Annotated in this window: 23 protein-coding genes and 1 pseudogene; 9 read left to right on the top strand and 15 right to left on the bottom strand. The window is 67.4% G+C overall.

Features of this window, described 5'->3' with window-relative positions; translation table 11 throughout:
* Window positions 1–36: 36 nt before the first annotated feature.
* Window positions 37–966 carry an N-acetylglucosamine kinase gene (locus tag BPODLACK_RS21160; RefSeq protein ID WP_159406178.1) on the top strand — a complete coding sequence of 310 codons (930 nt, stop codon included), beginning with the start codon at window positions 37–39 and terminating at the stop codon, window positions 964–966.
* A 31-nt stretch (window positions 967–997) separates the two neighbouring features.
* Here BPODLACK_RS21160 and BPODLACK_RS21165 read toward each other — a convergent pair whose 3' ends face one another.
* Window positions 998–1,840 (bottom strand): crotonase/enoyl-CoA hydratase family protein, encoded by an 843-nt coding sequence (locus tag BPODLACK_RS21165; RefSeq protein ID WP_159406179.1) that lies wholly within the window; start codon window positions 1,838–1,840, stop codon window positions 998–1,000.
* Window positions 1,841–1,911: 71 nt separating this feature from the next.
* On the opposite strand from BPODLACK_RS21165, the gene BPODLACK_RS21170 reads away from it, so the two are divergent.
* Complete coding sequence (locus tag BPODLACK_RS21170) at window positions 1,912–2,571, top strand: PaaI family thioesterase (protein ID WP_159406180.1); 660 nt, start codon at window positions 1,912–1,914, stop codon at window positions 2,569–2,571.
* A gap of 23 nt (window positions 2,572–2,594) precedes the next feature.
* Here BPODLACK_RS21170 and BPODLACK_RS21175 read toward each other — a convergent pair whose 3' ends face one another.
* From BPODLACK_RS21175 to BPODLACK_RS21190, 4 genes are all read right to left on the bottom strand, one after another.
* Window positions 2,595–3,149 carry a dihydrofolate reductase family protein gene (locus BPODLACK_RS21175; protein WP_159406181.1) on the bottom strand — a complete coding sequence of 185 codons (555 nt, stop codon included), beginning with the start codon at window positions 3,147–3,149 and terminating at the stop codon, window positions 2,595–2,597.
* A complete protein-coding gene (locus BPODLACK_RS21180; protein WP_410471359.1) occupies window positions 3,149–4,147 on the bottom strand; it encodes a helix-turn-helix domain-containing protein in 999 nt (332 codons plus the stop codon). Before BPODLACK_RS21180 ends, BPODLACK_RS21175 begins: the two co-directional genes overlap by 1 nt.
* Before the next feature lie 75 nt (window positions 4,148–4,222).
* The gene (locus BPODLACK_RS21185; RefSeq protein WP_159406182.1) at window positions 4,223–5,977 is read right to left on the bottom strand and encodes an alpha/beta hydrolase; all 1,755 of its coding nucleotides are present in this window, start codon (window positions 5,975–5,977) and stop codon (window positions 4,223–4,225) included.
* 163 nt (window positions 5,978–6,140) lie between these two features.
* Window positions 6,141–7,241 carry an NAD(P)H-dependent amine dehydrogenase family protein gene (locus BPODLACK_RS21190; protein ID WP_159406183.1) on the bottom strand — a complete coding sequence of 367 codons (1,101 nt, stop codon included), beginning with the start codon at window positions 7,239–7,241 and terminating at the stop codon, window positions 6,141–6,143.
* Between the two features lie 134 nt (window positions 7,242–7,375).
* Here BPODLACK_RS21190 and BPODLACK_RS21195 point away from each other — a divergent pair, with 134 nt between their 5' ends.
* Window positions 7,376–8,110 carry a glucose 1-dehydrogenase gene (locus BPODLACK_RS21195; protein ID WP_024497508.1) on the top strand — a complete coding sequence of 245 codons (735 nt, stop codon included), beginning with the start codon at window positions 7,376–7,378 and terminating at the stop codon, window positions 8,108–8,110.
* On the opposite strand, the gene BPODLACK_RS21200 is transcribed toward BPODLACK_RS21195, so the two are convergent.
* The gene (locus BPODLACK_RS21200) at window positions 8,085–9,053 is read right to left on the bottom strand and encodes an arsenic resistance protein (RefSeq protein ID WP_191834943.1); all 969 of its coding nucleotides are present in this window, start codon (window positions 9,051–9,053) and stop codon (window positions 8,085–8,087) included. The genes BPODLACK_RS21195 and BPODLACK_RS21200 overlap by 26 nt on opposite strands.
* 67 nt (window positions 9,054–9,120) lie before the next feature.
* On the opposite strand from BPODLACK_RS21200, the gene BPODLACK_RS21205 reads away from it, so the two are divergent.
* On the top strand, window positions 9,121–9,831 hold the full coding sequence (locus tag BPODLACK_RS21205; protein WP_024497510.1) for a CPBP family intramembrane glutamic endopeptidase: 711 nt from the start codon (window positions 9,121–9,123) through the stop codon (window positions 9,829–9,831).
* Window positions 9,832–9,841: 10 nt separating this feature from the next.
* Here the strand turns inward: BPODLACK_RS21205 and upp are convergent, their stop codons facing one another.
* From upp to BPODLACK_RS21230, 5 genes are all read right to left on the bottom strand, one after another.
* Window positions 9,842–10,471: a uracil phosphoribosyltransferase gene (upp, locus tag BPODLACK_RS21210; RefSeq protein ID WP_159406185.1), complete on the bottom strand. Its 630-nt coding sequence runs from the start codon at window positions 10,469–10,471 to the stop codon at window positions 9,842–9,844.
* A 20-nt stretch (window positions 10,472–10,491) separates the two neighbouring features.
* Window positions 10,492–11,748, bottom strand: coding sequence for a URC4/urg3 family protein (locus BPODLACK_RS21215; RefSeq protein ID WP_159406186.1), 1,257 nt, complete (start codon window positions 11,746–11,748; stop codon window positions 10,492–10,494).
* Window positions 11,745–12,995, bottom strand: coding sequence for a GTP cyclohydrolase II (locus BPODLACK_RS21220; protein WP_159406187.1), 1,251 nt, complete (start codon window positions 12,993–12,995; stop codon window positions 11,745–11,747). Before BPODLACK_RS21220 ends, BPODLACK_RS21215 begins: the two co-directional genes overlap by 4 nt.
* A gap of 189 nt (window positions 12,996–13,184) precedes the next feature.
* The gene (gene katG, locus BPODLACK_RS21225) at window positions 13,185–15,398 is read right to left on the bottom strand and encodes a catalase/peroxidase HPI (RefSeq protein WP_159406188.1); all 2,214 of its coding nucleotides are present in this window, start codon (window positions 15,396–15,398) and stop codon (window positions 13,185–13,187) included.
* 143 nt (window positions 15,399–15,541) lie between these two features.
* Window positions 15,542–15,961, bottom strand: coding sequence for a Fur family transcriptional regulator (locus tag BPODLACK_RS21230; RefSeq protein ID WP_006357517.1), 420 nt, complete (start codon window positions 15,959–15,961; stop codon window positions 15,542–15,544).
* A 128-nt stretch (window positions 15,962–16,089) separates the two neighbouring features.
* On the opposite strand from BPODLACK_RS21230, the gene BPODLACK_RS21235 reads away from it, so the two are divergent.
* Window positions 16,090–17,001 (top strand): hypothetical protein, encoded by a 912-nt coding sequence (locus BPODLACK_RS21235; RefSeq protein ID WP_024497515.1) that lies wholly within the window; start codon window positions 16,090–16,092, stop codon window positions 16,999–17,001.
* A 45-nt stretch (window positions 17,002–17,046) separates the two neighbouring features.
* On the opposite strand, the gene BPODLACK_RS21240 is transcribed toward BPODLACK_RS21235, so the two are convergent.
* Entirely contained in the window at window positions 17,047–17,601 is a 555-nt protein-coding gene (locus BPODLACK_RS21240) for a DUF4334 domain-containing protein (RefSeq protein WP_006357519.1), read from the bottom strand.
* Between the two features lie 49 nt (window positions 17,602–17,650).
* A complete protein-coding gene (locus BPODLACK_RS21245; protein ID WP_159406189.1) occupies window positions 17,651–18,556 on the bottom strand; it encodes a hypothetical protein in 906 nt (301 codons plus the stop codon).
* A gap of 105 nt (window positions 18,557–18,661) precedes the next feature.
* Here BPODLACK_RS21245 and BPODLACK_RS21250 point away from each other — a divergent pair, with 105 nt between their 5' ends.
* Complete coding sequence (locus BPODLACK_RS21250) at window positions 18,662–19,093, top strand: PPOX class F420-dependent oxidoreductase (RefSeq protein ID WP_006357521.1); 432 nt, start codon at window positions 18,662–18,664, stop codon at window positions 19,091–19,093.
* A gap of 64 nt (window positions 19,094–19,157) precedes the next feature.
* The gene (locus tag BPODLACK_RS21255; RefSeq protein ID WP_159406190.1) at window positions 19,158–19,595 is read left to right on the top strand and encodes a VOC family protein; all 438 of its coding nucleotides are present in this window, start codon (window positions 19,158–19,160) and stop codon (window positions 19,593–19,595) included.
* Window positions 19,596–19,620: 25 nt separating this feature from the next.
* Here BPODLACK_RS21255 and BPODLACK_RS21260 read toward each other — a convergent pair whose 3' ends face one another.
* Complete coding sequence (locus BPODLACK_RS21260) at window positions 19,621–21,279, bottom strand: alkaline phosphatase D family protein (protein ID WP_024497518.1); 1,659 nt, start codon at window positions 21,277–21,279, stop codon at window positions 19,621–19,623.
* 52 nt (window positions 21,280–21,331) lie between these two features.
* Between BPODLACK_RS21260 and BPODLACK_RS21265 the strand changes: the two are divergent.
* Window positions 21,332–21,562: pseudogene (locus BPODLACK_RS21265) on the top strand (DNA alkylation repair protein); the annotation flags it as partial.
* Window positions 21,563–21,798: 236 nt separating this feature from the next.
* On the top strand, window positions 21,799–22,542 hold the full coding sequence (locus tag BPODLACK_RS21270) for a DUF2332 family protein (protein ID WP_394854769.1): 744 nt from the start codon (window positions 21,799–21,801) through the stop codon (window positions 22,540–22,542).
* Here the strand turns inward: BPODLACK_RS21270 and BPODLACK_RS21275 are convergent.
* Window positions 22,456–23,724, bottom strand: a complete 1,269-nt coding sequence (locus tag BPODLACK_RS21275; protein WP_024497521.1) for an MFS transporter — start codon at window positions 23,722–23,724, stop codon at window positions 22,456–22,458. The genes BPODLACK_RS21270 and BPODLACK_RS21275 overlap by 87 nt on opposite strands.
* Window positions 23,725–23,734 lie beyond the last annotated feature (10 nt).

A 23,734-nucleotide genomic window follows, 5' to 3' on the forward strand; every position in this document is an offset into this window, starting at 1 on the left:
GACACGTCCGTGTCGTCCTCCGATAGCGTGCACATCATGGGCGGTCACATGGCGGGACGTATTCTGGTCGACGGCGGACAGACGGGAATGCGTCTGCGGATCGAGACGCCCGGCGGAAGCGACGACCGCGAACTCGGGCCGATTCGTACGGACCGGCCGGTCGTCGAACAGATCGGGGAGGCCGTCGGTGACGCCGGGATACCGCAGGGCACGTGGTCGCTGGCCGCAGGGGTCTCCGGACTCACACCGCAAGCGGCGAGGCCGTCGGCATTGCTCGCCGCGGTCGCCGATCTCGGGGTAACGGCGGTTGCACTGGCACACGATTCGGTGACCGCTTACCTGGCCGCGAATCGGGACGAGTTCGGTGTGGTCACCGCGGTCGGTACCGGTGTCGTGACGCTCGGCGTCGGACCCGCCGGAGTGCACCGTGTGGACGGTTGGGGGTATCTGTTCGGCGACGCCGGCAGCGCTTATTGGATCGGCCGCGCCGGGATCAGTGCTGCGTTGCGTGCCTTCGACGGTCGGGGGAGCGAGACGCTACTGCAACAGCGTGCCGCAGAGGTCTTCGGGCCGCTCGACGAGCTGTACATGGTGATCCAAGGAGATCCGGACCGCGTGGCGCGGGTGGCCGGATTCGCCCGGGTCGTCGACGCGGCGGCACAGGCCGGCGACGATGTCGCGCAGCGGGTCATCGACGGCGCCGCGGACGAACTCGCCGAGTCGGCGGTCGCCGCGCTGGAACGCAGTGGCCACCGACCCGGCGACGACGCTCGGATCAGCTGGATGGGAACGGTGATGACGTCCAACGACCGCCTGAGACGACGGTTCGTCGACGTCGTGGGCGAACGCGCGCCCGGCGTCGACATCGGGGCGCCGTACGGGCAACCGCTCGACGGAGTGCGGTTGCTCACGGATCTCGGCTACGCGCACCCATTGGCCGCCGAGGTTCACCGCAGCAACCTGTGAACACCGCCGCGAGCGTCAGGCGCCCGTGGGCTCAGCGACCCTTGAACTCCGGCTTGCGCTTCTCGAAGACGGCGGTGATGGCCTCGGACAGGTCCTCGCTGGGCAGGAATGCCGAGTTCCAGGCCGCGACGTAGCGCAGGCTGTCGTGGACGGCGGCGCTTCGCGAGTGGTCGAGGACATCCTTGATGCCGTGGACCACGAGAGGCGGGTTGTCGGCGATCTCCCGGGCGGTCACGCGGGCGAGCGTGAGAGCGGCTTCCTGGTCGTCGGCGACGTCGTTGACCAGGCCGATCTTCTCGGCGCGGGCGGCGTCGAAGTCCTTGCCGGTCAGCGCCAGTTCACGCATGTGCCCGTCGCCGATGACGAACGGCAGGCGCGCGAGCGTGCCGACGTCGGCGACCATGCCGACCTTCACCTCACGAATGCTGAACGTGGCGTCGGCGCTCGCGTAGCGGATGTCGGCCGCACAGATCAGGTCGACGCCGCCGCCGATGCACCAGCCCGAGATCGCGGCGACGACCGGCTTGCGGCAGTCCGCGACGGCGGTGATGCCGGCCTGCAGCTTGCGCAGCGACTCCAAGAACTCGGTGCGGGCCGCCGCCTTGGCGTTGTCGGCCAGGACGTTGGCCAGGGTGCCGCCCATCGCGACGAGGTCGAGTCCGTAGGAGAAGTGCTTGCCGGCGCCGGTCAGCACCACCGCACGCACGGCGGGATCGGCGTCGATGTAGCCGAACAGCTCCGGGAGCTCGCGCCAGAAGTCGGGGCCCATCGCATTGCCCTTGCCGGGGCCGGTGAGCGCGACCTCGGCGATGTGGTCGGCGACGGTGACGTCGAACGCGGTCCAGTCGCGGTCATTCCAGGCTTGGTCTGTCATGCGACGGAGCTTACTCGGCAGTCAGGACGTCCGGCGGGCGGACCGCCGGTGGCGCCCTGTTAGATGAACCCATGAGCGGATACATCCAGGAGGACATCGACCCCGAGGAGCTCGCACATCGTTCGGAGCTCGCGTCGTCGATCGCCGGGAGCGTGCGCGAACTGATCGACGCGACGGTGCGCACCGAGGTCGGCGAGGCCGACATCGCCGAGGCGCGGCGCCTCATCGAGGCCGCGACCGAGATCCTGCGCAAGGACCAGTTGCCCGGTGCCTACGGCATCCGGTTCAACACCGACGGCACCAAGCGGTCCTGGGGCAATGCCGTTCTAGGGCGGCGCAATCCGATCGCCCCGCCCGTCGAGCTGCATCACGAAGCCGAATTCAGTTGGACCGAAGTCGATCTCGGGGCGGCCTACGAAGGACCGGCCGGGCTCGTCCACGGCGGTGTTCTGGCATTGATCCTCGACCAGCTCCTCGGCTCGACCGCGGAGTTCCAGGGCGTTCCCGGCATGACCGGCACGCTCAACGTCCGGTATCGCAGTGCGACGCCGCTCGGCCGGATCCGCGGCGAGGCGCGGGTCGACCGTGTCGAGGGTGTGAAAACCTTTGTCACCGGCACGATCACGCGTGACGGCAAGGTCACCGCCGAGGCCGAGGGGATCTTCATCCTGCCCAAGTGGGCTCGCGGCGAGGTGTCCGACGTGCTGCGCAAATCGGTCGGCGAGGGCTGAGCGCTCGCGCCGGTCGTGCGGCGTCAGACCTCGGCGAGCGGCTTGCGTGCTCCGACGAGTGAGTAACGCGCGCAGAGGAAGGCACCGTTGCGGCCGAACTCCTGTAGTGCGAGGTCGTAGCGCCGGGGGAACAGGGGGCGCCCGGAACCGAGGGTGACCGGCGCGATCGAGACGATCATCTCGTCGAGCATCCCGGCCTCGGCGAACTGAGCGGCGAGATCGCCTCCACCCACCACCCAGACGTCCTTACCCGCAGCTGCTCCGGTCAGCAGGTCGCGATGGCGGGCGGGGTCGCCGTCCAGGACGGTGATCGAGTCGGCGACCGGAGTGATCGTCCGGTGGGTGAACACGAAGGACGGGATCTCATAGGGCCACGGCTTGCCGTCGGCCATCTCGTTGTCGAGAAGCCACTGGTAGGTGGTGTATCCCATCACGGCGGTGCCGATCCCGGCGAAGAAGTCGTCGTAGTTCATCGCGCCGCCGTCTTCGAGCGGTTGGGTCAGCAGCCAGTCGAGGCTGTCGTGATCGTCGGCGAGGTAGCCGTCGAGAGTGGTCGCGGTGTAGTAGCGGAATGCCATCAGAAACCTCCGGAGTGCTTGCGGTGCCACATGATCGGGTCTGGGTCGAGCGTCGTGACGTCGACGTCTGCGTCGCCCAGCATCCACCGCGCGAGTTGACGACGATGTGCGGAGAAGGTCAGGACGTGCGCGACGATCTGCGAGAGCAGGAACGATTCGGGTGGATCGCACAGTGCGTCGATGACGCGGTCCTGCCAGGCGTTACGGCGGTCGATGTCGCGGACCAGCGCGAGCCACCTCGGTGTCAGTTCGCGCTGGAGTTCGACGAGGGCGGACAGGTCCGACGGCGGACCGGGCGGCATGTCGGCACCCTCGATGGTCGCCAGCCAGGGTTGCTTGTCCGCGACGAGATGTGACATCACCTGTGCGAGTGACTCTTCCGGGCCGTTCCAGTGCAGCGGTTCATGGCCGGGAAGTCGTCGCCGCGTCCATTGCCGTTCGTCGACCCCCTTGGCGGCGTCCAGCAGGGTCTCGATGTCGTCGAGATCGTGCCTGACCATGATCATCAGGACATCGCCGGCGCTCTCGGTGGTGGGTGTACCGCTGTCGACGTAGAGCACTGTGGGCGAATGGAAGTGGATGCCGTTGGGTGCGGGCAGCCAGTGGCTGTGCTCGGTCGGTGCGGTACGCCCGGTCGAGGCCGCGCGACCCGGGCTGCGGCCGAAGGCCCGCGTGAACGCTCGTGCGAAACCGTCGACGGACTCATACCCGGAGTCGAAGGCCACCTCGGTGACGGTCTTGCCGTGTTGCAGCAGCCAGGCCGCGCGCTCGAGGAGTACTCGCCGACGGAGCGCGACCGGTGACTCGCCCGCACCCCGGCTCACCTGGCGGGAGAAGTGGAACGGTGACGAGAACGCGCCGGTGGCCATCTCGTCCAGAGTCGAATGCTCGTCGGCCAGCACGGCGTCGAGCAGTTCGCGCAACCGGTCACGGTCGCCGCCGGTACGGTCGTCGGCTGTCGGGTCGTCGGCTGTCGGGTCAGTGGGGCACGGGGTCACCCTACGAGTATGGGATGCCGGCGCCTGTTTCGACCCGACCGATCTTGCTCGCTTCCCGACGGCTCCCGCGTCGAATCAGTCGCGGGTCAGCAGCGGGATGAGTTTCTCGGTCTTCTCCGGGGTCCAACCGGGCGGCTGCAGGATCTCGGCCCAGGCCGCGGGGATGGCGGCGAGGTAGAAGTGTCCGTGACCGTCGGGCACTCCGGTCGATACTGCCATGTCCGCGCTGACCTGCAGGAATGTCACAAACGGAATCCACCGCATGGCCGGTAGGACATCTCGTCCCTTCTTCTCCTCCAGCCAGTCCGGCTCGCGCAAGATGAGTCGTGGCGACCACCACGAGATCGGATCGGAGGCGTGCTGCAGGTAGACCGCACGGCCCGGAACCCATTCTGCCGTCGGCGCATACAGGTCGGGGGCGTCGGCGATGAAGCGAACCTGTCGGCCGTCCTCGTAGGTCGGCTGCCATTCGGGGGTGCCCGCGTCGCGGTTGCCGGTCGTGTCGACCCACAGCTTGTTGTTGAAGGTCGGGCCGACGAACAGCGCTCCGTCGGTCCGGGCGTTGAGGGACGGAATCGTGCCGAAGGCCGACTCGGCGGCGAACGAGCCGAGGCTCTCGCCGAAGACCACGAGCTTGGGTCGCTGGGCTTCCGGGAGCGCGCGCACCCGTTCGGAGACGGCCTCGAACAACGCCTGCCCGGCCTGGCGCGCCCGCTCCTTGTCGACCAGGAACGACAGCCAGCTGGGCAGATACGAGTACTGCATGCTGACCGTGGCCGTGTCGCCGTTGTACATGTATTCGATGGAGTCCACCGTCGCCTGGTTGATCCAGCCGGTGCCGGTGGTCGAGGCGACCGCGACGACCTTCCGTTGCAGTCCGCCGGTACGGACGAGTTCGTCGGCCGCCAGTTGTGCGTTGGCGCGCAGGTCGTCGCCCGACCCGAGTCCCACATAGGCGCGGATGGGTTCCAACGCGGGGGCGCCGTTGAATGCCGACAGTTCCTCGACGGTCGGGCCGACCGAGACGAAGATCCGTCCCTGGCGTCCCAGTGAATCCCACGTCACCAGCGACCCTGGACCGCCGGAGCGAAGCGGTGACGTCGGGGGCGTGGAATCGGCGGTGGTCTCGTCGTTGACCGCGGCGAACGACGAGTTCAGCGCTTTCATGCCGTAGTTCGCGACCACGCCGTTGAGGACGAAGACGGTGATCAGAATCGCGACGACCAGCGCCGCGATCGCGGAGATCCGCGGCGGCGCAATGCGGTTGAGCTTCCGGACCAGCCAGACGACGCCGTCGCCCCACGCCTGACCGATCAGGGTGAGCAGGAGGAACACCACCACGCAGATGATCACGATCTGCGGATAGGCGGTCCAGGACAGGAAGTCGACGCCCATCATGGTGCGGATCTGATCCTGCCACCGCTGGAACATCACCAGCATGACCACGGTTCCGGCGACCGCGGCGAGGCCGAGCGCCACCCAGACCCGGTACATCGGCGCCGGCCAGGGTTTGTCGCGCGAGATCATGAAGCGGATCAGCCACGAGAAGAAGACTCCGAGCGAGTATCCGACTGCCGCGGACGCGCCGCTGACCACGCCCTGGAACAGTGCGCCACGGGGCAGCAACGACGGTGTCATCGACAGCCAGAGGAAGACGAGCGCGACACTCAGGCCCACACAGGAGAAGCGGTCCAGGCGGCGTCGCCACCATGCCGGACGCGCGTCATCAGCACCGCTCCCGGCGGGAGTGCGGGGCTCCTCGGCGGTTCCGGGCGAGGTATCGGCAGGAGGTTCGACGACGGGGTCGCTGGCATGGGTCGACGACGACACGTGGGTTCCTCTTTTCTCCAGAACCCGAAGAACGCTAGCAGCGAACCCTTCTCGGCGACATGGGCTGTGTCCACTTCGGCCCAATACTGTGCCTGGACGGCTACCGCCGGCGACCATACGTCGCCGACGCCGGGTCGGCGGCGTCCGGTTCGGTCGAGAAGTACTACTTCACTCGGACCGCATCACTCCGCAGGGGTGGTGTGAGCGCGGGTCCGGTGACCAGCGGCAGATCGAGGGTTGTGCGGAGTCCCGCGGGCCCTTCGACCACCGCCGGTATCGCATTGACGATGCGGCCCGCCGCCGCGACGATCGCCGCGTGGTTGTGATCGCCCTTGAGGCTGGTCGGGCAGATGTCGACGGTGTATGAGGGTTCGCCGGTGATCTCGACCCGGTAGCACCCGCCGGGTTGCGCGGGCTGGGCCCAGTCCGGACGCAGGTCGCCGCGTAGCCGGGTGACGTGTTCGATCACGATCGCCGGACGTCCCTCGACCTTGCCGATGATCTGGAAACGCACCGCCGCGCGGGTGCCTTTGGCGATCGGGCCCGCGGCGATGTCGAAATCCTCTGGTGCGGGATCGCTTTCGTGGAGTTCCTCGATCTCGTCGACCGTCACCCCGAGCCCCGCGGCGAGTTGCCGGATCGTCGTGCCCCAAGCCAGGCCCGGGACCCCGGGCAGGAACAGCATCGGCGTCTCCTCGAGGGGTTTGCCGAAGCCCATCACGTCGAACATGACCGTCGCGCCGTCGTAGGTGGCGTAGTCGGCGATCTCCATGCAGCGGACCTGCTCGATGCGCTGGCAGGTCCCGGCGAACACGAAGGGGATGAGATCGTTGGCGAACCCGGGATCCACGCCGGTCACGAACAGGCTCGCGCCGCTCGCCGCAGTGGTCTCCTCGATCTTGGTGATGGCCTTCTGGGGCATCACTCCCCACGGGTACTGCAGGGTGTTCGGCGAGGAGCCAACGACGTCGATCCCGGCTGCGAGGAAGCGCACCACATCGTTGAATGCCTCGACCGGCCGCGTGTCGCCCATGGCGCAGTAGACGACGCAGTCCGGTTTCGCGGCGATCACCGCGCCGAGGTCGTCGACCGCCCGGACGCCGGTCGGGGTCTCGAGGCCGGCGAGGGTCGCGGCGTCGACGCCGAGTTTCTCCGGCGTGGACACGCACACCGCAACGAGTTCGAATCGCGAGTCCTGGATCAACTGCGTGAGAGACAACCGGCCGACGTTGCCGGTTCCGACGAGGGCAACCCGAATGGGCATGGCGAGAGTCTCCTTGCGCTGGCATCCGCCGGACGGGTCATGTGAACACCTGTCCGGACTCATGTCTGTTCAGTAGACCATTTCTTGGTGGAACCTGTTCTATTTTCGCTACGACCGAGGTAGCGTGGCTCGCCATGGGACGCGTAGACGACAAGGTTGCAGTGATCACCGGCGGTTCGCGGGGGATGGGCGCCGAGCACGCCCGGGCTCTGGTCGCGGAGGGCGCCAAGGTCGTGATCGGCGACATCCTCGACGACGAGGGCAAAGCCCTGGCCGCCGAACTCGGTGCCGCGGCGCGGTACGTCCACCTCGACGTCACCTCACCGGAGGACTGGCAGACCGCCGTCACGACCGCGGTCGACGAGTTCGGGAGGGTCAATGTCCTCGTGAACAACGCGGGCATCGTCAACGGCTCGACGATCCAGCAGTTCCGCCTCGACAAGTGGAAGCAGATCCTCGACGTCAACCTCACCGGCACCTTCCTCGGCATCCAGGCGGTTGCGGATCTGATGATCGAGGCCGGCGGCGGGTCGATCATCAACGTGTCCTCGGTGGAAGGCCTTCGTGGAAGCCCGTGGGCACACGGCTATGTCGCCACCAAGTGGGGTGTCCGCGGACTCGCGAAGTCCGTCGCACTCGAACTCGCCCCGCACAACGTCCGGGTCAACTCGATCCACCCCGGTCTAGTCCGCACGCCGATGACCGAGGGCATCCCGGAGGACATGGTCAAGGTTCCGATGGGCCGGGCGGCGCAATCAAGCGAGGTGTCGACCTTCGTGGTGTTCCTCGCCAGCGACGAATCGTCCTACGCCACCGGTGCGGAGTTCGTGATGGACGGCGGACTCAGCGCCGATGTGCCGCATAAGTGAACACCCACACCAGGATCACCATCCCGATCAGCTCGACGAGCGTCTGAGTGATCACCGTTGCCGCGGCGAGTTCGGCACCGACCGGGAGTGCCAGCGCCAGCGGTAGCACGACAAGCGAATTGCGCGTCGCGCCGGAGAACACCACGGCCGTTCCGGAGGTCGGTGTGAGGCGACATCCGCGCACCACCACGAGACCGATGATCGTCATGAGCGCGAGGAATGCGACGTAGACCGGGATGACCCCGGCGATGTCGTCGAATCGTGAATCGATACGCGGGATCTGAGAACCCACCGCGGTGAACAGCACCGCCATCATCAGCGGCACCATCGTGGTCGAGGCCGCGTCGCCGGCACGACGTCCGACGTCGCTTCGCGCAGCCCATGCCTGCGTGACCCAGGCCAGCGCCAGCGGAACGACGATGAGGATTGCGAAGGCCCACAGGAACGGTTCCGGATCGATCGCTGCCCGGCCATCTCCGAGCAGGAGCGTCAGATACACCGGGACGATGAGCATCTGGGCGAGCAACAGCAGCGGCGTCGCCGCGAGCAGGCGCTGGTTGTCACCGCCTGCGAGCCCGGCGAAGACGACGACGTAATCGACACACGGGCACAGCAGGACGAGCAGAGCGCCCACCCGGATGGCGTCGTCCGCCGGTAGCAGCGGAGACAGCGCCGCGACCACCGCGGGCACGATGACGAAGTTCACCGACAACACCACTGCGAGGAACTTGCGGTCGCGGAGGGAGGCAGCGAGATCGGTCGCCTTCACCTGTAGGAAGGTGACGTAGAGAAGTGCGGCGAGCAGCGGGGTGACCGCCACGTCCATCGATTGGGCCGCCGAGGTCAGTGTCAGGCCGAGGCCGAGACCGGCGCCGATCGCGAGGAGATACAACGCGACCTGGTGCTGTTCGAGACGTTCGGGGACCGTGGCGGTGGCTTGCACTGCACCATTCTGGGCCACTGCCCGTCGTTCGGCGGCACCGGGCACGGTGCCGCGCGACACTCGACGGGTGACCGGATCTTCGAGACGCCACGACGCCGCACTCCTCGTGGTGGTGGTCGCGGTCCTGATCGCGGCCAACATCGCCGCACACCGGTCGGCCGGTGTGCTCGCGGTGGTGGTCATCCCGGTGGCGGCGATCGTGCTGTTGCTCGTCGCGCGGCTCGGCGGACTCGACTGGCGTGAACTGGGTCTGAGCCGAGCGGAACTACGGGCAGGTATCGCGTTCGCCGTGGCGTCGGTGATCGTGGTCGCAGCCATCGTGTCGACGGCCGTGGCAGTCCCTGCGACCCGGGACTTCTTCCTGTCCGATCGCTACGACGACACATCCGAGGCGCTGCTCGCCGCCTTCGTCGTCATCCCCCTGCAGACGGTGATCCCGGAGGAGCTGATGTTCCGCGGCGTCCTGCAGGGGACTCTCGGACGGCTGTGCGGGCCGAGGGCGACCCTGGTGTTCGGCGCCATCGCCTTCGGGCTGTGGCACATCCTGTCCTCGACGGGACTCACCGGAGGCAACGAGGGCCTGAGCGATGTCCTCGGATCGGGCACGGCCGCCCAGGTCGTCGGGATCGCGGGCGCGGTCGTCGCCACCGGCGTCGCAGGTCTCGTGCTCGGCTGGTTACGGCAGCGCACCACGAGTCTCCTCGCCCCGATCGCCTTGCACTGGGCTCTCAACGCCACCGGCGCCATCGGCGCGGCGGTGGCGTGGAATGTGTCGTGAGCCTGTCCTGTCAAGCCGTCCCGAACACCCGGTCGCCGACGTCGCCCAGCCCCGGGCGGATGAAACCGTTGTCGTCGAGCTCCCGGTCGATCCCGGCGGTGTAGATGGGGACCTCGGGGTGCGCCTCGTGCAACACGTCGATGCCCTCCGGGCAAGCGACGAGGCACACGAACTTGATCGATCGCGGCGAGTACTCCTTGATTCGATCGATTGCCGCGACCGCCGAAAAGCCGGTGGCCAGAAGCGGATCGACGATGACCACGTCGCGTTCATCCAGGTCCGAGGGCATCTTGAAGTAGTACTCGACCACCACCATGGTCTTGGGGTCGCGGTAGAGGCCGATGTGGCCCACGCGGGCACCCGGTACGACGGTCAGCATTCCGTCGGCGATTCCGGCGCCCGCCCGCAGGACGGCTGCGAAGACCAGCTTCTTACCGTCGATCACGCTCGCGGTGGTGGTCTCCAGCGGTGTGTCGATGGTGATCTCGTGCATCGGGGTGTCGCGCAGCACGTCGTAGGCCATGAGCGTGGAGATCTCGTTGAGCAGACGACGGAAGTCGTTGGTGGAAGTGTCCTTCCGGCGCATCAGCGTCAGCTTGTGCTGTACCAGCGGATGATCGATCACGGCGACGGTGCCCATGGTTCCCCTAATCGTGGTGCTCAGAAGACTGTTCCGGTGCTGCGGATCGACAAGGGCGGCAAACCGTTCCGCAACCGTGCCGCCAGTGCACGCCCGGCCGCCCAGGTGCCGCCCTCGAGTACGCAGGCCAGCGGCATCGCCGTCGAGTCGGTTCCGAGACGATCGCGGACCAGGTCGGCGATCTCGTCGAGCAATGCGACGGTGAGGGCACGCCATTCGACGACGAGTTGATCGCCGACCTCCCATTCGACGTCCACCCACTCCTCGTCCCGAAGCGCGAGAACGCCGGTGTCGAGGAAGAGCCCGCCATTGCGGTACTCGGGCAGGCCGGTCAACTCATCGATGCCGGTCACCTCCACGCCGGCCCACATGAACGGTTCGAGCAGCGAGTAGGTCAGCCACTGGGACAGCTTGTGGAACGGAATCCAGCCGGCGGTGGCGCCCGGACCGGTCACCGCCTCGTGCCGCCAGCAGTCGCCCAGCGGTACCGAGCCGATCCTGTTGTCCGACGGCCAGATCGGGCCGAGGAAGGTCAGGAGGGCGTCCAGGATCGCGGTGGCGCTCACGGTGCCGCGACCGTCTGCGATCAGGTGGTCGAAGAGGCCCCCGGGTCGGCCGGCGGGACCGAAGATCGCCGGCTGATCGGCGAGGGTGGTGCCGAGGCGGCGAAGCAGCTCCACGCGGCCCTCCAGTCCGGTGATCGGGTTACCCGCTGAGACCTGGAACGCGGCGCCCAGGCTCTCGACCGTCACCGCACGTAGGCCCGCGGCGTCGACCCGTGACGGTTGCGCAGCATCACCGGAGAACAGTCCGCCGACGAACGCCTCCCAGCTGGCGACGCCGAGTCCTTCCGAGCGGGTCAGGACCAGACCGGTCGACTCCTCCCGATAGGACCATTCGGGACCGGCTCCGGCGTCGAGGAGGACGCTGACCAGGACGACGTCGATGAGTGCGCGGATGTGGTCAGGGGAGTTCGCGGGCGGAAGCATGTCCCGGAGCGACCCGAGTCGGTCGATGCCGCCGGCTTCGAAATGGCGCCAGCGACTGTGGAGGGGGATCGCACCGTCGGGATGGCGTTCACGGGTGATCTCGACGACGATGTCGGCGGCGGAGGCGAGCGCGTCGTCGTGGACCGTGAACCAGGACGACCGGCCACCGCGCGTACGGTCGAGGAGCTGGCGGGAGCGTTCGCGAACCGCGGTGCTCGTTCGCAGCAGCGCGGCCGCGGTGGTTTCGGCGGTCGGGTCGTCGCTGTCCTTCTGCGCAGTGCCCCTCATTCGAGCCCCCGGCCCTTGACCTTTCGCAACGCCTCGGCGTCGGGAACCGGTCCGGGGGTGAAGTATCCGGCGGCCATCTTCGCGTCGATCTCCACACGGGCGTCGGCCGGGACGAGTTCGTCGGGGATGTTGACCCGCTCGCCGACCTCGATTCCCGAACCGGTGATCGCGTCGTATTTCATGTTGCTCATCGACACGAGGCGGTGGATCTTGGTGATCCCGAACCAGTGCAGGACGTCGGGCATGAGTTCCTGGAACCGCATGTCCTGAACTCCCGCAACACATTCGGTGCGGGCGAAGTACTGGTCGGCGGTATCGCCACCCGCTTGGCGTTTGCGTGCGTTGTAGACGAGGAACTTGGTGACCTCGCCCAACGCCCGGCCCTCCTTGCGGGAGTAGGCGACCAAACCGACGCCACCGCGCTGCGTGCCACGTATGCATTCCTCGATCGCGTGGGTGAGGTACGGACGGCACGTGCAGATGTCGGAGCCGAAGACGTCGGAGCCGTTGCATTCGTCGTGGACGCGAGCAGTCAACTCGACCGTGGGATCGGCGAGATCGCGGGCGTTCCCGAAGACATAGACGGTCTGCCCGCCGATCGGTGGCAGGAACACCTCGAGGTCGGAGCGCGTCACGAGTTCGGGATACATGCCCCCGGTCTCCTCGAACAGGACCCGCCGCAACTCGGCCTCGGAACAGCCGAATCGTTCGGCGACGCCGGGTAGATGCCAGACCGGCTCGACCGCGGCCTTGGTCACCAGGGCGGCGCCACTGGGCAGGAGCAATCTGCCGTCGGGGACGAGTCGGCCCTTGTCGATGGCCTCGGCGATCTCGGGGAGGATGACATGTGCCTTCGTGACCGCGATGGTCGGCCGGATGTCGTAGCCGGCGGCGATCTTGTCGGGAAAGCTCTCCGCGACCGTGGCGCCCCAGGGATCGAGGGAGACGATCGCCGTCGGATCTCCCCATTGTGGGTACGGACCGATGTGGTCGGTGGGCGAGGTGTTGGTCAGATCTGCGCGATGGTCTCGGGCCAGCGCGCCGGCGGCCACCGCGAGCGCGCGGTAGACACTGTATGAACCGCTGTGGGTGCCGATCACGTTGCGGTGGGCGCGAACTCCGGTCGTGCCGATGACCGGTCCCCGCTCGGCGGCGGTAGGCGCGCCCCAGTGGATGGGCGGGGCGTCGACGCCGCCGCTGTGCGAGGTCAGTCGGATGTGCCCCAGGGATGTGTGCTCGCCGGACATCGCGATCTCCTTCTGCCACGACGGTCACCCGCCACCTCGAGGAAAGCGCCAGCATAGTTCCGAATCCGCGATCCTGCCGGGCAGAACGGCACCCGCCGCCACAGACGACGATGCGGCGGCACCCGTACCGGGCACCACCGCATCGTCGTGTGAGAGGTGATCAGCGATTCAACTGATCGATGGATCGACTCAGATGTCGAACCGGTCCAGGTTCATGACCTTGTCCCAGGCCGCGACGAAGTCCTTGACGAACTTCTCCTTGGCATCGTCCGAGGCGTACACCTCGGCCAGGGCACGCAGCTGCGAGTTCGAGCTGAACGCCAGGTCGACGCGGCTGCCGGTCCAGGCCTGCTCGCCGGTGGCGCGGTCGGTGCCGACGAAGACGTTCACGTCGTCGGTCTTCGACCAAGCGGTCGCCATGTCGAGCAGGTTGACGAAGTAGTCGTTCGTCAGCACGCCCGGCTTGTCGGTGAGCACGCCCAGCGTCGAGTTCTGGTAGTTCGCTCCCAGCACGCGCAGGCCGCCGATGAGTGCGGTCATCTCGGGTACGCTCACGGTGAGGAGGTTGGCCTTGTCGAGCAGCTTGAACTCGGCCGGCTGCGTGAGACCCTTCCCCACGTAGTTGCGGAAGCCGTCCGCCGTGGACTCGAGGTAGGCGAACGACTCGACGTCGACGTCTTCCTGCGAGACGTCGGTGCGGCCCGGGGTGAACGGGACGGTGACCTCGACACCCGCATCACGAGCGGCCTTCTCGATCGCCGCGACGCCGCCGAGCACGACGAGGTCGGCGAAGGAGATCCTCGCGCCGGCCCCACCGGTGAACGACTCGGCGACACCCTCGAGCGTCTCGATGATGCCGGCGAGTTCCTCGGGCTCGTTGACCTCCCAGTCGGCCTGCGGCTGCAGGCGGAGACGACCGCCGTTGGCGCCACCGCGGAAGTCGCTGCCGCGGAACGAGGATGCGGCCGCCCACGCGGTCTTCACCAGCTGCGAGACCGACAGTCCCGACTCGAGCAGGATGGTCTTCAGTGCGGCGATGTCGGCATCGGAGACGAGCGGTCCCTCGTGCGCCGGGATGTTGTCCTGCCAGCCGTAGGTGACCTCGGGAACCAGCGGGCCGCGGTAGCGGATCGCGGGACCCATGTCGCGGTGGAGCAGCTTGAACCAGGCCTTGGCGAATTCCTCGGCCAACTCCTCGGGGTGATCCAGCCAGCGGCGGGTGATCTTGCCGTACTCGGGGTCGTAGCGCAGTGCGAGATCGCTGGTCAGCATCGACGGGTGGGTCGTGCCGTCGCCGAAGGCCTTCGGCACGGTGCCGTCGCCGGCGCCGTCCTTCGGACGCCACTGGTTGGCGCCCGCCGGGCTCTTGTACAGCTCCCAGTCGTAGCCGTAGAGGGTTTCCAGGAAGGCGTTGTCCCACTGGGTCGGCGTCGGGTTCCAGATGACCTCGAGGCCACTGGTGATCGCGTCGGCGCCGGTGCCGTCACCGTGTGAACTGCGCCAGCCGAGGCCGTTGTCCTCGAGTGCTGCGGCCTCGGGCTCCGGGCCGACCTGGCTCGCGTCGCCGGCGCCGTGAGTCTTGCCGAAGGTGTGGCCACCGACGATCAGTGCTGCGGTCTCGACATCGTTCATCGCCATCCGGGCGAAGGTGTCGCGAATGTCGGCGGCCGAGCCCAGGACATCCGGATTACCGTTGGGGCCTTCCGGATTCACGTAGATCAGGCCCATCTGGACGGCGGCCAGCGGCTTCTCGAGTTCGCGGTCGCCCTGGTAGCGCTGATCGGCGAGCCACTCGAGTTCGGGACCCCAGTAGACGTCGTCGGGCTCCCACTCGTCGACGCGGCCGAAGGCGAAGCCGGCGGTCTCGAAGCCCATCGACTCGAGAGCGACGTTGCCCGCGAAGACCAGCAGGTCGGCCCAGGAGACGGCCTGGCCGTACTTCTTCTTGATCGGCCACAGCAGGCGACGTGCCTTGTCGAGGTTGGCGTTGTCGGGCCAGCTGTTCAGGGGTGCGAAGCGCTGCATTCCGGCTCCCGCGCCTCCGCGGCCGTCCTGGACGCGGTAGGTGCCCGCGGCATGCCAAGACATGCGAACCATGAGGCCGCCGTAGTGACCGAAGTCCGCGGGCCACCAGTCCTGCGAATCGGTCATGAGGGCGGTCAGATCCGCCTTGAGGGCGTCGACGTCGAGGGACTTGAGGGCCTCGTGGTAGTCGAAATCCGCGTCGAGCGGATTCACGACATCCGGATTGTGCTGCAGGATCTTCAGATTCATCTGGTTCGGCCACCAGTCACGGTTGCCGCCACCCTCGGTGGGCTGCTTGGCACGATCGTGCATGACCGGGCAGCCGCCGGCCTTCGGTTCGGTGTTCGCCTCGGCGATCGGCGGGTGTTCCTGTGCCATGTCGTTCCTTTCGGGAAATGGTGATGGATGGTGACTGATGCAGACGTGACCGCGCCCGGTCCCCTTGATGTGGACCGGTCGGTCGGATGTGTTGATTTTCGGCGAACGGTGAACGGTGAATCGGTGGTGGATCAGTGCTGCGGTCAGGACCGGCAGTCGGGGCACAGGCCCCAGTAGACGACCTCGGCCTCGTCGATGACGAAGCCCTGGTCGTTGGACGCGGTGAGGCACGGGGCCGCGCCGACCGCGCAGTCGACGTCGCCGATCGCCCCACAGGAACGGCAGACCACGTGATGGTGGTTGTCGCCGATCCGCGATTCGTAGCGGGACACGTGACCCGATGGCTGGATACGACGGATGAGACCGGCAGATGTCAACGCCGCCAACACGTCATAAACGGTTTGCTGCGACACGTCGGGCACTTCGGTTCGCGTCTCGCGAAGCACCGTGTCGGTGTCGGCATGGGGATGCGCATGCACCGCACGCATGACGGCGACCCGCGGTCGGGTGACGCGGAGTCGTGCTGCGCGCAGCTTGGTGGCGCAGTCGTCGTCGGTGAGCATGACTCGAGTATGCACACTTTTCTGGAATGGTTCAAGTTTGGGTGCTGTCGATGTGTCGGATCGTGACGCGGGTACGACGTACGATCGGCTCATGTGGAAGCGACGTCCTGCCGGCCGTGGGTGACCTGATGTCTCGCTACGACGAGATCGTCGACGAACTGTACGGTCTGACGCCGGATCTGTTCGTGAAACGCCGAAACGAGCTCGCCAAGGAGGTCAAGGCCGAGGGGGAATCCGCTCTGGCCAAAAACATCTCGCAACTCCGTAGGCCCACGCAGGCTGCCTGGGCGATCAATCAGTGGGTCCGAGCGAATCCCGATGACTGCGGTCAGATCACCGCACTCGCCGCGGACCTGTCTGCAGCGCAACGGCGTTCGGCAGTGGACGCGATGCGCGAGCTGTCCCGCCGACGCCAGGAGTTGATCAATTCCGCCGCCGACGGGGTGGCCGGTACCGCAGACTCCCTCGGAGTACGGTTGTCCGACAGTGCGGTTCGCGAGGTTGCGGCAACGCTGCGCGCGGCGATCGCAGACGCCGAGACCCTGGAACGCTTTCGACGCGGCAGCCTCGTCACCTCCGCGGAGTACAGCGGCTTCGGTCCGGCCGGGGTGTTCGTCGTGCCCGATCTGCCGGCCGAGCCGGAACACGCGGCCGAGGACGGCGTGGATGCCTCGAGTGATGTCGACGCGGTGGCCGCCGGCGAGACCGACGAGACCGACGAGACCGGCGAGACCGACGAGGACGCCGCGGTCAGACGCGAACTCGAGGCACGCCTGTCCCGGGCCGAAGAGGACGAGCGGACGGCGCGCGACGGTCTCGGCGATGCGTCGACCGCGGTCGACGAGGCGTCCTCAGAGGTCGACGAACTCGTCGCACGGGCGCGGGAACTGCGCGAGCAGCTGTCGCGGGTCGAGGACTCACTGCGCTTCGCGCGTCAGCGACTGTCGACCGCCGAGCGGGGCCGGTCGGACGCCAAGGTGGCGCTGCGCGACGCGGTTGCCGAGTCGAACAAGCTGAGGGCCGCGGTCACGGATCTCTGAGGTCGCGTGCGCCGACGGTGCTCCACTTCCGGCGAGGTGACAGCCTCAGATCAGACGCAACGAGTCGTCGCGTCGAAGGACGAAGAAGTACGGCGCGGGCGAGCCCTTGAGGTCCATGGCGCCGATGACCGCATCGTCGGAGATGCGACGGAAGACGTCGTTGATGGGGAGTTGGTCGTACATCATCGTGGCGGTGTCGGTGCCGCGGTAGCGGGTGGTACGCAGCCGCGCGCGTGCCTTGCGGGTCTGGCTCAGCAGGCGGGTCGCTGCGATCGGTGTGGCGAAAGACATCGCTTTGACCTGTGGTGCCTTCTCGGCGATCGTGAGTCCACTGAAGGCGATCCCCGGGTTCATCGCCCAGAGAGCGGTGTGGTCGCGGGTGGGGAAGAGCAACGGGTGCACGGTCTCGGCGTCGACGAATTGCTTTCCCCACCAGCCGCTGGCGGCGAGGAACCCGTCGAGGGGGTGTCCGGTCGGCAGTTCCGCACCGCGCCAGGTGCCGATCATGAACTCCGGTTCGACCGCGTCGCAGGAGTCGAACAACTCGAGCGCCTCGGCGGTGTCGGTCGGGGTGGTGGTCAGCATCTCGCGCACGTCCATGGCACCGATCGTACGGGCAAAGACACAGATAGAGAAGAATGTCGCAACGTCATGGGGGTGAACCGGCGGTGAGTCCGCGGGCCGCGGCCCCGGACTCGGGTTTCGACGTGAGCCACGCGACGACGAACGCGCCGGCGATCGCTCCCGCGAAACCGACGTACGCGAGCCAACCGAGTCCGTCGACGGCGCGGTCGCCGAGGAACAGGACGCCGATCACCGATGGGATGCCCACCTCGCCCACGACCAGCACAGCGGTGACGGCGTTGACCGGTCCGAGCTGCAGCGCGACCGTCTGTACGTAGAACGCGACGGCGCCGGCGATGGCGATCGTCCAGGCCGCCGGGTCGGTGACGAGCGCCGCGGCGTCGAACGGATGAACGCCGTCCAGAACGCGAACCGCCACCGCCAAGGCGCCGTACATCGCGCCGGCAAGCGCTCCCGCCAGGATGGCGCCGCGTCGTCCCAGGAGATGCACTACGACCACACCGACCACGGCGACAGTGGTCGACACGATGAACAGCGCCCAGTGGAACGCCATGTCGTGCGCGGTCGCGGCTTCATGCGATGCCGATGCGCCGAGCATGCAGAGCGAGGCGACGACGACGCCCATCGCGGCCAGGTCCCGACCTCTCAGCGTCGTGCCGAGCAGAACGCTGCCGAGAAGCGCGGTGATGATCAGGTTCCCGGCGACGATCGTCTGTGCCAGGAAGAGGGGGAGAAGCCGCGCCGCGACGGCACCGCCGGCGAAACCGAGGATCACCATGAGCGTGCCGATGAGGAAGGCCGGATCGCGGAAGGTGTCGAGTGTGGAGCGCAGCGACGGTCCGCGCTCGGTCGTGACCGACGCGGTCTCGGTGGTACCGGCCGCGTTCCGTGCACCCAGTGCGCGCAGGACCGTCGACAGTCCGTAGGCCACCGCGGCGAGCGAAGCCGCCACCACTCCGATCGTGAACACCGTACGAAAGTACCGGTCCCCGTTGTCCGTCGCCGGGGTTCCGAACCGGGGTCGGTGTCGCCGTCGCACCGGAATAGTCGCCGATCTTCGGCAGTTGCCCAGACCATGACCACCTCGAAGTACGACCCGCGCGACCTCCTCGCCGAATCATCGCTCGGTGTTCTCGCCACGATCAAGTCCTCCGGCCTCCCGCAGCTGTCCCCGGTGACCGCGTACTACGACCGTGATGCCGACACGATCTACGTGTCGATGACCGAGGGCCGGGCCAAGACGGCAAACCTGCGGCGCGACCCGCGGGCAGCACTGGAGGTCACCGGGCCCGACCGCTACACGTGGGCGACGGCCGAAGGTGACGTCGTGTTGATCGGTCCCGGCACCGATCCCCACGGACCCGAGGTAGAGGCCCTCGTCGACTACTACCGGAAGGCCGCGGGGGAGCACCCGGACTGGGACGAGTACCGCAGCGTAATGGTCTCTGATCGTCGGGTGTTGATGGTGATGTCGGTGAAGCGCGTCTACGGCGAGCGGCTTCGCTGATTCGCCGGCGAAGTTCTTCGCGATGAGGACCGCAGTTGTCCTCGTTGTGCGCCACAGTGGAGGAATGTCCACAGAAATCCAGGTGACGTTCGATTGCGCTGATCCCGCGGCACTCGCCGCCTTCTGGTCCGAGGTGCTCGGGTACCGGATTCAGGCGCCGCCCACGGGGTTCGACAGCTGGGACGCCGCGCTCGATGCGATGGGTGTCCCGCCGGAACGCAGGAACGACGCGTCTGCGGTCACCGACCCCGACGGTCGCGGTCCACGGATCTTCTTCCAGCGCGTGCCGGAAGGCAAGACAGCCAAGAACCGGGTACACCTCGACGTCCGGGCCGCACCCGGCCTGAGCGGTGACGACCGCCTCGCCGCGCTCGAGGCGGAGTCGGCCCGCCTCGTGGTCCTGGGTGCAACTCGCGTTCGACGAGTTGAGCCGGAACCGCCTCTCGGTGCCGGGCACATCGTCATGCGTGATCCCGAGGGCAACGAATTCTGCCTGGACTGAGCGCATTTCGTAGCAGACGACGACGCTATGTCCCCACGCGTTCGACGGATTCGTCCGTCAGCGACATGTCGGCTGCGACGTGCAGGGTGCCGTCCAGGTCGGGCTGTTCGAACGTGACCCGCGCGTCCCGTCCGTCGACGATCAGGGAGGCGATGGTGTTACCGAACAGGGGGCCGAGCGCGTTGTGCCACGTGACGGGGAGTTGCGGCGCTCCGCGGGAACCGGCCCAGCGTCGGACGATCTTGGCAAGACGCGGCGACCAGCCGAGCCGGAACACGCCCTTCATGTACGGCGGTATGGCGTTGTGCACCGGTGAGCACACCAACTGATAGACCACCGCACCGGTGGTTTCGGCGAAATCCGCTCGCGCGGCATAACTGTGGTGGACGTCGCCCGACAGGACACTGATGGTCGCCGGACCGAGGGTTCGATCGCTGTTGCCGAGGCCGGCGACCCCACTGATCATCCGGCTCAGCCGGGTGAAGGAATCGAAGAAGGCGGGCCAGTGCTCCAGGTCGGCACCCTGCCGGATCTTCTCGGCCAGCTGTCCGACCCGGCCGTCGTGGCGGGCCCCGATCTCGTTGAGCGTCTCGACGTCGCTGAGGACGGGCGGGAGCAGCCACGGCAACGACGACCCGAGCACCAGGTGGTCCACCGACTCGACGTCGTCGTTGACCTGGTCTTCGATCCAATCGAACTCGGTGTCACTCAACATCTTCCGGACGCCACCGGCGAGAATGCGGCCGTTACGTGAATCGATCATCGTCAGTCGCGTCGCGCCGAGATCCCACCGGAAGCTGAACCGGATCCCTTTGACGCCGTCGGTTTCGGAATCGGCGCGGTCGGCGAGATCGACCAGATGCGGCCAGCAGTCCCCGTCGATCTCCCTCACCTGGCGGTAGTCGTCGGAGGCGTCCAGTTCCGCGGGGGACAGGTTGCCGAGGTGCTGATACACCCAGTACGACGCGAGTCCGGCGCGTATCCGGTCACGCCACCAGGGTTGGTCGTCCATCTGCCGGCGCCAGGTGTCCGAGGTGTTCCAGTCGTCGCGGATGTCGTGGTCGTCGAAGATCATCGCGGTCGGGACGGTGGACAGGATCCAGCGTATCTCCGGGTCGCCCCAGGTGTGCCGGTAGAGACCCTCGTACTCCTGGAAGCTCACCACCTCGTCAGACGGACCGGCGGTCGAGGTCCTGGTCGACTCGAGCTTCTCCTTGACCTGCGGCGTCAGTTCGTCGGCGTAGACCTGATCGCCGAGGAGGATGAGGGTGTCGGGCCATTCGTCGACGGGCAGGTGGCGCATGCGGACCGCATAACAGTCCAGTGCGTCGAGTCCGAGTTTTTCGTCGACCTTCGGGTCCTCCGCCTTGGGGTAGCGGCACGACCCGAAGACGAGCCGGTGATGGCGGGCGCTTTCGGGTCCGCGCGTCCGAATGATGCTGGGCGGAAAGTCGGAATCCGGCAGGGGCCATTCCCGAGAACCGTCGACGAACACCTCGTATTCGGTCGTGGTGTCCGGCGTCAGACCGGTGACCTCGACGAGCGCGTAGTGATTTCCGACGACCTCGAAGGTGTGCGAGCGGCTGCCGAGGACCTCCACCTCCGCGGGTCCGTCCGTCTGGACCCAGACCAGCGCGGATGTCTCGTCGACGTGCCGAAGGATCGGACCCAGTACCAACGCCATCCGCCCAGACTAGGCCCGTGGAACGGTGTCCGTGGGCCGATAACCTATCTGGGTGGAGACCGGAGACGTCGTGACCGAAACCGCCGACACCGAGGCTGCCGTCGCCCGGGTACTCGCGGAACTCGCCGAACTCGAGGACCCGAAGATCCGCGCGGTCAACGAGAGGCACGGAGACGACCACGGCGTCAATCTGACCAAGCTGCGGGCCGTCGCCAAACGTCTGAAGACCCAGCACGACCTCGCTTCGGCGTTGTGGGCTACCGGTGACACGGCCGCTCGACTACCCACCTGGATCACCGAGATGATAAAGCGACAGCAGGCGTGAGCGTCATGCGTCGGTGTACTGCACGGCGACGTCGGGGATCGCTGCCGGTCTGTGCGCTTCGCTCGCGCGATTCGATGCCGATGTCGAGGTGATCGGCCCGGAGGAGCTGCGGACGGCCTTCGCGACGCTGGCGGACCGGTCGGCACGAGCGTCCGGGGAGTCGCGTCAGATGGGGGCTCTCCCTGATGGTCTCGGTGAAGCTCTCAGATCACACCGGGCGGTACGCGGTCCTCTATCCGGCGATCGCCGAGGCGGCCCGACGCTGCGCCGCCGAGCGCGTGGGGCTGATCGATGTCGGCCGTCCCGCCGGTCTCAACCTCAACGTCGACCGCGTCGGCATCTTCTACGGAGACGATCAGACCCTTGGCGATGTGTCATCGCCCGTGCAGCTGGAGTGCTCGGTGGTGGGCGATCGTCGGATTCCGAGTGTGCCGATGCCGGATGTCGCGGCGCGGATCGTGGTCGACCGCGCGCCGCTAGACATGCGTAACCCTGAGCACCGGAATCGCATCCGGCTGGCCGACGACCGGTCACGCCATCTCGACGACGAGCTCGCTCTCGCAGAATCATTTCCACCGCAACAGATTTCGGGAGATCCGATCACGACGCTGTCGGATGCGGTCTCGTGTGTCCCGGATCGGGCGCTGCCTGTGGTCATCACCACCTGGTCGCTGTCGCGGTTCTCGCCGGAGAGACGACGCCGATTCGTGCATGCGTTGGAGGAGCTCTCCTCGGCGAGGAGGACTGCCTGGGTGTCGGTCGAAGGGGTCGGGGTCGCGCCCACCATTCCGACCCTCGGGGATCGTCCGGCGTCTGGGCACAGCATCATCGGGCTGACCGTGTTCGAGCCGTCAACCGCATTGCCGCGCTTCGATGTCGCCGGCGACGCGCTCGGCCGGTGCTGGTCCCGCGGACGGTTCATGTCCTGGTTCGCCTGAGTGGTCCGCGCGGTCCGCGGGCACCCGGTGACCGGTGCGGTCGAGTGCGGACACGGCGATGGACGCACTCGACACCACCGCGGCCACGACGAAGGCGAGCCCGTAACCCGCGGCGGTGATAGTGGCACCGAGGGCGGTGGCACCCACTGCCTGCCCGAACATCAACGCGATGAACAGGAGTGCGGTACCCGCAGCCGATCGTGCCGCATCGATGGTCGAGGTCCAGGCGATGAGCGCGGATGTCGCCGAGGTGAAACCCCACCCGAAGAAGAGGCAGCCGACGAGCGTGACCGCCATCTGTCCCGGAGCAGCGGCGACCAGGAGAATCCCGACCGTCATCGTTCCGCAGCTGAGTGTCCACGCCGAGGTCGCCGACCACCTCGCCAACGGTGTGGCGGTGAGAGCCACTGCGGCGCCGCCGATTCCGATCATGATCCACGCGATGATCGTGCCACGTTGGGATGATCCGCCGGTGTCGACGAGGATCGCACGGCCGTACGTCCACATGGCGCTCGACGCCCCGCCCAGCAGAACCGCGATGGTCAGTGCGGTGCCGTGGCGGCGGATCCACCCGACGGACAGGGCGTGCGACTGCTCGTCCTGGGCGGCGGAACCCGGCTGGTCGGTGATGAGGAGGGCGACCGCGATGACCGCGGTGACCACGCCGATGATCGCCCAGGTCAGTCGCCATTCGGGTAGGAAGGCGAGTGCCAGCGCCCCGGCGCCGACGAGTCCGGGTCCGGTGCCGGAGTTGACCATCGACTGCGCCCGGTCCACGCGATTCGCGGCGATGTTGCGCCGGACGACGCTCACCATAGCGGGCGACGCCAGGCCTGCTCCCGCAGAACTGATCACGGCGAAGAGTCCGAAGGTGAGCAGGTCCCCGGCGGCGGCCATGCCCCAGACCCCACCCGCCGCGGTGGCTGTGGCGACGACGATCAAGACCCGAGGATTTCGGCGTCCGTAGCGGAACCCGCACAACGCCGCGAGGCAGTAGACCAGCGACGACCCCGAGGAGATATACCCCGCACGGGCCGAATCGAGAGCCAGGTCCGCCTGGATGTCGGGTAGGAACAGCCCGTATGCGAGTCGCACCAGTCCGTAGGTCGCCGCGATGAAAGCTGTGCCGGCCACGATGACCGATGGCTCACGACCGAGACCAAACGAAAACGTGCGTTTCATATTTTCGAGT

Origin of the sequence: Gordonia sp. YY1, assembly GCF_009872315.1 — a bacterium.
Lineage (GTDB): Bacteria > Actinomycetota > Actinomycetes > Mycobacteriales > Mycobacteriaceae > Gordonia > Gordonia amicalis.

Coding starts and splice junctions, on each gene's coding strand:
- BPODLACK_RS21160 (WP_159406178.1), top strand. CDS start 37: ATGGGCGGTCACATGGCGGGACGTATTCTGGTCGACGGCGGACAGACG.
- BPODLACK_RS21165 (WP_159406179.1), bottom strand. CDS start 1,840: ATGACAGACCAAGCCTGGAATGACCGCGACTGGACCGCGTTCGACGTC.
- BPODLACK_RS21170 (WP_159406180.1), top strand. CDS start 1,912: ATGAGCGGATACATCCAGGAGGACATCGACCCCGAGGAGCTCGCACAT.
- BPODLACK_RS21175 (WP_159406181.1), bottom strand. CDS start 3,149: ATGGCATTCCGCTACTACACCGCGACCACTCTCGACGGCTACCTCGCC.
- BPODLACK_RS21190 (WP_159406183.1), bottom strand. CDS start 7,241: ATGCCCATTCGGGTTGCCCTCGTCGGAACCGGCAACGTCGGCCGGTTG.
- BPODLACK_RS21195 (WP_024497508.1), top strand. CDS start 7,376: ATGGGACGCGTAGACGACAAGGTTGCAGTGATCACCGGCGGTTCGCGG.
- upp (WP_159406185.1), bottom strand. CDS start 10,471: ATGGGCACCGTCGCCGTGATCGATCATCCGCTGGTACAGCACAAGCTG.
- BPODLACK_RS21215 (WP_159406186.1), bottom strand. CDS start 11,748: ATGAGGGGCACTGCGCAGAAGGACAGCGACGACCCGACCGCCGAAACC.
- BPODLACK_RS21220 (WP_159406187.1), bottom strand. CDS start 12,995: ATGTCCGGCGAGCACACATCCCTGGGGCACATCCGACTGACCTCGCAC.
- katG (WP_159406188.1), bottom strand. CDS start 15,398: ATGGCACAGGAACACCCGCCGATCGCCGAGGCGAACACCGAACCGAAG.
- BPODLACK_RS21230 (WP_006357517.1), bottom strand. CDS start 15,961: ATGCTCACCGACGACGACTGCGCCACCAAGCTGCGCGCAGCACGACTC.
- BPODLACK_RS21235 (WP_024497515.1), top strand. CDS start 16,090: ATGTCTCGCTACGACGAGATCGTCGACGAACTGTACGGTCTGACGCCG.
- BPODLACK_RS21240 (WP_006357519.1), bottom strand. CDS start 17,601: ATGGACGTGCGCGAGATGCTGACCACCACCCCGACCGACACCGCCGAG.
- BPODLACK_RS21250 (WP_006357521.1), top strand. CDS start 18,662: ATGACCACCTCGAAGTACGACCCGCGCGACCTCCTCGCCGAATCATCG.
- BPODLACK_RS21255 (WP_159406190.1), top strand. CDS start 19,158: ATGTCCACAGAAATCCAGGTGACGTTCGATTGCGCTGATCCCGCGGCA.
- BPODLACK_RS21260 (WP_024497518.1), bottom strand. CDS start 21,279: ATGGCGTTGGTACTGGGTCCGATCCTTCGGCACGTCGACGAGACATCC.
- BPODLACK_RS21275 (WP_024497521.1), bottom strand. CDS start 23,724: ATGAAACGCACGTTTTCGTTTGGTCTCGGTCGTGAGCCATCGGTCATC.